The 5,908-nt window shown below is 69.8% G+C and carries 7 protein-coding genes; 2 read left to right on the top strand and 5 right to left on the bottom strand.

All coding sequences use genetic code 11. The features are described from left to right. Positions 1-1,317: DEAD/DEAH box helicase (locus tag GA0115259_RS32805; RefSeq protein ID WP_370749020.1), on the bottom strand; the 1,317-nt coding region annotated here is incomplete at its 3' end. Positions 1,318-1,876: 559 nt separating this feature from the next. On the opposite strand from GA0115259_RS32805, the gene GA0115259_RS32800 reads away from it, so the two are divergent. After that, positions 1,877-2,623 carry a ferritin-like fold-containing protein gene (locus tag GA0115259_RS32800; RefSeq protein ID WP_093603701.1) on the top strand — a complete coding sequence of 249 codons (747 nt, stop codon included), beginning with the start codon at positions 1,877-1,879 and terminating at the stop codon, positions 2,621-2,623. 29 nt (positions 2,624-2,652) lie between these two features. On the opposite strand, the gene GA0115259_RS32795 is transcribed toward GA0115259_RS32800, so the two are convergent. From GA0115259_RS32795 to GA0115259_RS32780, 4 genes are all read right to left on the bottom strand, one after another. Next, positions 2,653-2,919 (bottom strand): hypothetical protein, encoded by a 267-nt coding sequence (locus tag GA0115259_RS32795; protein ID WP_093603699.1) that lies wholly within the window; start codon positions 2,917-2,919, stop codon positions 2,653-2,655. A gap of 221 nt (positions 2,920-3,140) precedes the next feature. Further along, the gene (locus GA0115259_RS32790; RefSeq protein ID WP_093603697.1) at positions 3,141-3,368 is read right to left on the bottom strand and encodes a DUF3107 domain-containing protein; all 228 of its coding nucleotides are present in this window, start codon (positions 3,366-3,368) and stop codon (positions 3,141-3,143) included. A gap of 133 nt (positions 3,369-3,501) precedes the next feature. Further along, positions 3,502-4,143 carry a TetR/AcrR family transcriptional regulator gene (locus GA0115259_RS32785; protein WP_093603694.1) on the bottom strand — a complete coding sequence of 214 codons (642 nt, stop codon included), beginning with the start codon at positions 4,141-4,143 and terminating at the stop codon, positions 3,502-3,504. A gap of 187 nt (positions 4,144-4,330) precedes the next feature. Beyond that, positions 4,331-4,576, bottom strand: coding sequence for a hypothetical protein (locus GA0115259_RS32780; protein WP_093603692.1), 246 nt, complete (start codon positions 4,574-4,576; stop codon positions 4,331-4,333). A gap of 174 nt (positions 4,577-4,750) precedes the next feature. On the opposite strand from GA0115259_RS32780, the gene GA0115259_RS32775 reads away from it, so the two are divergent. Beyond that, the gene (locus GA0115259_RS32775; protein ID WP_093603690.1) at positions 4,751-5,782 is read left to right on the top strand and encodes an alpha/beta fold hydrolase; all 1,032 of its coding nucleotides are present in this window, start codon (positions 4,751-4,753) and stop codon (positions 5,780-5,782) included. Positions 5,783-5,908: the final 126 nt, after the last annotated feature.

Raw genomic sequence — 5,908 nt, 5'->3', positions numbered from 1 at the left:
CGGCTCGGCCGTCGTCCCGTCCAGCACGGTCCCGCCACGGGTGCGGCGGCGCTGGCGCGGAGTGCGCGTACGGACCGGGCGCTCTTCCCGTACCGCGGTGGCCGCCGACTTGCGGCCACGGCCGCCCGTCTCGCCCAGATCCTCGACCTGCTCGGCCGACAGACCGGCGCGGGTGCGCTCGGCCCTCGGCAGCACGCCCTTGGTCCCCGCCGGAATGTTCAGCTCCTCGAACAGATGCGGTGACGTGGAGTACGTCTCCGGCGGGTCCGGGAAGCCGAGGTCGAGCGCCTTGTTGATGAGCTGCCAGCGCGGGATGTCGTCCCAGTCGACCAGCGTCACCGCCGTACCGGAAGCGCCCGCGCGGCCGGTACGGCCGATGCGGTGGAGGTAGGTCTTCTCCTCCTCCGGCGACTGGTAATTGATGACATGCGTCACGCCTTCGACATCGATACCGCGCGCGGCGACATCGGTGCAGACGAGGACATCCACCTTGCCGTTGCGGAACGCGCGCAGCGCCTGCTCACGGGCGCCCTGGCCGAGGTCGCCATGGACCGCGCCGGAGGCGAAGCCGCGCTGGGCGAGCTGGTCGGCGATATCGGCGGCCGTGCGCTTCGTACGGCAGAAGATCATCGCGAGTCCGCGGCCCTCGGCCTGGAGGATGCGTGCGACCAGCTCCGGCTTGTCCATGGAGTGGGCGCGGTAGACACGCTGTGTCGTATTGGCGACGGTCGCGCCCTCGTCGTCCGGCGAGGTGGCGCTGATGTGTGTGGGCTGCGACATATAACGGCGGGCGAGACCGATGACCGCGCCCGGCATGGTCGCGGAGAACAGCATGGTCTGCCGCTTGGGCGGCAGCAGCTGGATGATCTTCTCGACATCGGGCAGGAAGCCCAGATCGAGCATCTCGTCGGCCTCGTCCAGGACGAGCGCGCGCACATGCGAGAGATCGAGCTTCTTCTGGCCCGCCAGATCGAGGAGCCGGCCCGGAGTGCCGACAATCACATCGACGCCCTTCTTGAGGGCCTCGACCTGGGGCTCATAGGCCCGGCCGCCGTAGATCGCCAGAACGCGCACGTTCCGCACCTTGCCGGCCGTCAGCAGATCATTGGTGACCTGGGTGCACAGCTCGCGGGTGGGAACGACGACCAGCGCCTGCGGAGCGTTGGTGAGCTTCTCCGGCACAGCCCGGCCGGACTCGACGTCCGCGGGGACCGTGACGCGCTCAAGGAGCGGCAGACCGAACCCGAGCGTCTTGCCCGTGCCGGTCTTGGCCTGTCCGATGACGTCCTTGCCGGAAAGCGCGACCGGGAGCGTCATCTCTTGGATGGGGAACGGAGACAGGATGCCGACGGCTTCTAGCGCCTCGGCCGTCTCGGGAAGGATTCCGAGTTCTCGGAAAGTCGTAGTCAGGGTGCTGCCTCTTCTGTGAGACGCGGCGCGAGGCGAACGCTGGGGGTCGTACCGCACCTGGTACTCGGCCGGCCGTGGGTTGGCCGGATGGTGCGGGACCACTGCCGTCGCTCGAGCGCTCGTGCCGCTGAGGGGGCCCCTCATCCGCGGTCGTACGCGGCTGTGCGTACGATTCGCGTGGAGGGCGGTCGGGTCGGAGCCGATCGGGCCACCGACCGGGCATCCTCATGGGGCCTGTCCGAGATAAAAGCCCCGGACGAAATGCTGCCAAAGTGCTGCCAAGAACGCTGCCAGCACACTGTGAAACACTGCCAGATACTGCGAGGGCCCGCCAGAACACCAGCGGGCTCTTTATCACTGTACCCCGGAATCGCGCATGTGTGTCGGGCGAATTCGTCGGAACGGCGTGACGACAGTGTCTGACCAGGCCCTTCCCGGGCGGGAAGAGCGCGCTACTGTGCCGTCCATGGAGACGCCCGACAACGCCACCGCACCCGCACCCGCAGCCGAGGGACCCACTGGGATCGCCGCCCAGGGCTGGGACACGGCCGCCACCGAGCCGCAGTACCGCGCCGCGGTCGTGGATCTGCTCGGCGCGCTCGCCTATGGCGAGCTGGCGGCCTTCGAGCGGCTCGCCGAGGACGCCAAACTGGCGCCCACGCTGGCCGACAAGGCCGCGCTGGCGAAGATGGCCGCCGCCGAGTTCCACCACTTCGAGCAGCTGAACGAGCGGCTGCGCGCGATCGACGCCGAGCCGACCGCCGCGATGGAGCCCTTCGCGAAGGCGCTCGACGACTTCCACCGTCTGACCGCGCCGTCGGACTGGCTGGAGGGCCTGGTCAAGGCCTATGTCGGGGACTCGATCGCCAGCGACTTCTACCGTGAGGTGGCCGCGCGTCTCGACACGGACACCCGCTCGCTGGTACTGGCCGTACTGGACGACACCGGGCACGGCAACTTCGCCGTGGAGAAGGTGCGCGCCGCGATCGAGGCGGAGCCGCGCGTCGGCGGGCGGCTGGCGCTCTGGGCGCGGCGGCTGATGGGCGAGGCGCTCTCGCAGGCACAGCGGGTGGTGGCCGAGCGGGACGCGCTCTCCACGATGCTGGTCGGCGGAGTGGCGGACGGTTTCGATCTCGCGGAGGTCGGCCGGATGTTCTCCCGGATCACCGAGGCGCACACCAAGCGGATGGCCGCGCTGGGGCTCGCGGCCTGAGCGGTCCGTGACCGTGACCGGGCCGTGCGTCAGGACGGCATGGCCCGGTGCAGCCGGCCCGCGGGCCGGACCAGCAGCGACAGCAGCACCGCGCCCACCAGCAGCGCGCCGGCGAGCATCGCCAGCACATGGCCGGGGCCGAGCGCCATATACGTCAGATAGGCACCGAAGAGGGCGCCGAGCGGGCCCGCGGTGAAAACTGTCCGGTACGACGGCAGCCGGTGCGACAGCAGATGGGCCGCGGCCCCCGAGAGACCGAGCCCGAGCAGGGCCGATCCCAGAGTTACCCAGATCACTGCCGATCACCTCACTGCACACGATGGACACCGCGGTCCGGACCTTTGGGCCCAGCACGTCACTACCCGGAGTGCGCGGAACACAACCCTCCCCGGATCGCCCGGACACGATCAATCCCGGGCTGCCAAGTGGCCCACGTACGGTGTTGGAGCAGTGACAAAAGAAATGGTCCGGCGGGAATCCCGCCGGACCATCGCGATGTCAGTGACCAGAGCTCGTCCTAGAGCGCGCCGAATCCGACTCGTCGTGTCGTCGGCTCACCGATCTCCACGTACGCGACCCGCTCGGCCGGTACGAGGACCCTGCGTCCCTTGTCGTCCGTGAGGCTGAGCAACTGCGCCTTGCCGGCCAGCGCGTCGGCCACGGCGCGCTCGACCTCCTCGGCGGACTGCCCGCTCTCCAGAACGATCTCCCGGGGCGCGTGCTGCACGCCGATCTTGACCTCCACGGCTATGTCCCTCCGAACGGTCAGTGCGGTGCGCGGTCAGCCGCGCTGTACTCAGCACACATTAGCCCGGAGAGACCACCGGAAATCCACCCGGAAGACGCTACGGTGCACGCCGGCAGCGAACACGCGCCGCTCAGTGCTGCTCACCGCCGTGCAGCGGGAAGCCCGCGATACCGCGCCAGGCCAGTGAGGTCAGCAGTCTGACCGCCTCGTCGCGCGGGATGGCCGATTCGCTGGAGAGCCAGTAGCGGGCCACCACCTGGGAGACTCCGCCGAGGCCGACGGCCAGCAGCATGGACTCGTCCTTGGAGAGCCCGGTGTCCTCGGCGATCACCTCGGAGATCGCCTCCGCGCACTGGAGCGCGACTCGGTCGACGCGCTCGCGCACCGCGGGCTCGTTCGTCAGATCCGACTCGAAGACCAGACGGAACGCGCCGCCCTCGTCCTCGACATAGGCGAAGTACGCGTCCATCGTCGCCTCGACGCGCAGTTTGTTGTCGGTGGTCGAGGCGAGTGCCGTACGGACCGCCTGGAGGAGGGCCTCGCAGTGCTGGTCGAGCAGGGCGAGATACAGCTCCAGCTTGCCGGGGAAGTGCTGGTAGAGGACGGGCTTGCTGACACCGGCCCGCTCGGCGATGTCGTCCATCGCCGCCGCGTGGTAGCCCTGTGCGACGAAGACTTCCTGTGCCGCACCCAGAAGCTGATTGCGTCGGGCGCGGCGCGGCAGGCGCGTGCCTCGCGGGCGCGCCGCCTCGGTCTGCTCTATGGCTGTCACGCCGCCTCCCAAAGATCGTGCCGTGCGCGCTGTGCGCCGCCCCGCCATCGTACTTTTGGGTAACGGGGCTGTGCGCGGCGCGGACGCAGAATTTCACGGACCGGGACGCCCGCGACAGCCGGGCGTCCGACCAGGGCTTTTCCGGCCCTTCCGGCGGACCGCGCCGGTTCGGTGGGGCGGGCGCTGTTCAGCGGTAGCCGTCCTCGTCCTCGTCCAGATCGACCGCACGCGCCTGTTCCGCGGCGTCGCCCTCACTCACCGTGGCCGGATCGACATGGGTCAGCGGTTCGTCGCCGCGGTGCCGTACCTCCGCGTGCTGTTCCGCGGCGTCGGCCTCGGGCGTCTCCGCGTCCAGTTCGAGGTCGTATCGTTCGTCGGTTCCGTGGTTTTCGTCGGTCTCGAAGGTGTCCGGATCCGTGGGGTCCACCGGCATACCGTGCCCTTTCTCCTCGCCGCGCGGGACCGCGGAGAGCCGGGGCCGTCCGCGGCAGGGGCCGGGGCGCGCGCCCCTCACTCCTGAAGCGTAGAAGCCTCGGATGCCGGACGCCATGCGGCCTGTGACGGCGAACACATAATTCCGGGCGTGATCGTCTCGTAACATTGCCGCATGTCTTCGACAGAGCTGCCGGGAACCATTGCCGCCGCCGTGGCTCCGAGAGTGAGTCCCGTCCGGGTCGCGGAGGGAGAGACGCTCCGCTCCGTCACACTGCCCGGACTCTCCTTGACGGTACGGGGACGGCCCGCGACGCGTACGGGAGCGCCTCCCGCGCTGTATGTGCACGGGCTCGGCGGTTCCTCGCAGAACTGGTCGGCGCTGATGCCGCTGCTGGCGGACCTGGTCGACGGCGAGGCCGTCGACCTGCCCGGCTTCGGTGACTCGCCGCCGCCGGACGACGGCAATTACTCGGTCACCGGCCATGCCCGCGCGGTGATCCGGCTGCTGGACGCGGGCGGGCGCGGTCCCGTGCATCTCTTCGGCAACTCGCTGGGCGGCTCCGTCGCCACGCGCGTCGCGGCGGCCCGGCCCGATCTGGTGCGGACCCTGACGCTGGTCTCTCCGGCGCTGCCGGAGATCCGCGTACAGCGCACCGCGGTGCCCACCGCGCTGCTCGCGCTGCCCGGAGCGGCCGGGCTGTTCGGCAGGATGACCCGGGAGTGGACGGCGGAGCAGCGCACGCGCGGAGTGATGGCGCTGTGTTACGGAGATCCCTCCATGGTCACCGACGACGAACTGCGCGAAGCGGTCGAGGAGATGGAGCGCCGGCTTCAACTCCCTTATTTCTGGGACGCGATGGCCCGTTCCGCACGCGGTATCGTCAACGCGTACACATTGAGCGGTCAGCACGCGCTGTGGCGGCAGGCCGAGCGGGTACTGGCGCCGACACTGCTCGTCTACGGCGGGCGGGATCAGCTCGTTTCGTACCGTATGGCACGGAAAGCGGCGGTGGCTTTCCGTGATTCTCGGCTCCTTACGCTCCCTGACGCCGGGCACGTTGCCATGATGGAGTACCCGCGGGAGGTCGCACGGGCCGCGCGGGAACTTATCGCCCATATCAACAACACTGCCAACACCGCCGATATCGACACCGCCAGCAACGCCAGCAACGCCGACAACGCCGACAACACTGACAGGAGCTGATCCGGGGCGTGGGACGACACAGCCGCAGAGGCCCCGCACCCCAGGGCTCGCCGAGCCCGGCCGGTGTCGCGCCGGCCGAGGCCGGCGCCGATCCGGATCCGGAAGGCTCCGGCGGCGGTCGGCGCC

Source organism: Streptomyces sp. MnatMP-M17 (genome assembly GCF_900091995.1).
Classification (GTDB): Bacteria; Actinomycetota; Actinomycetes; order Streptomycetales; family Streptomycetaceae; genus Streptomyces.
The sequence above is the reverse complement of the archived record's forward strand: the minus strand, read 5'-3'. Positions and strand labels throughout refer to the sequence as shown.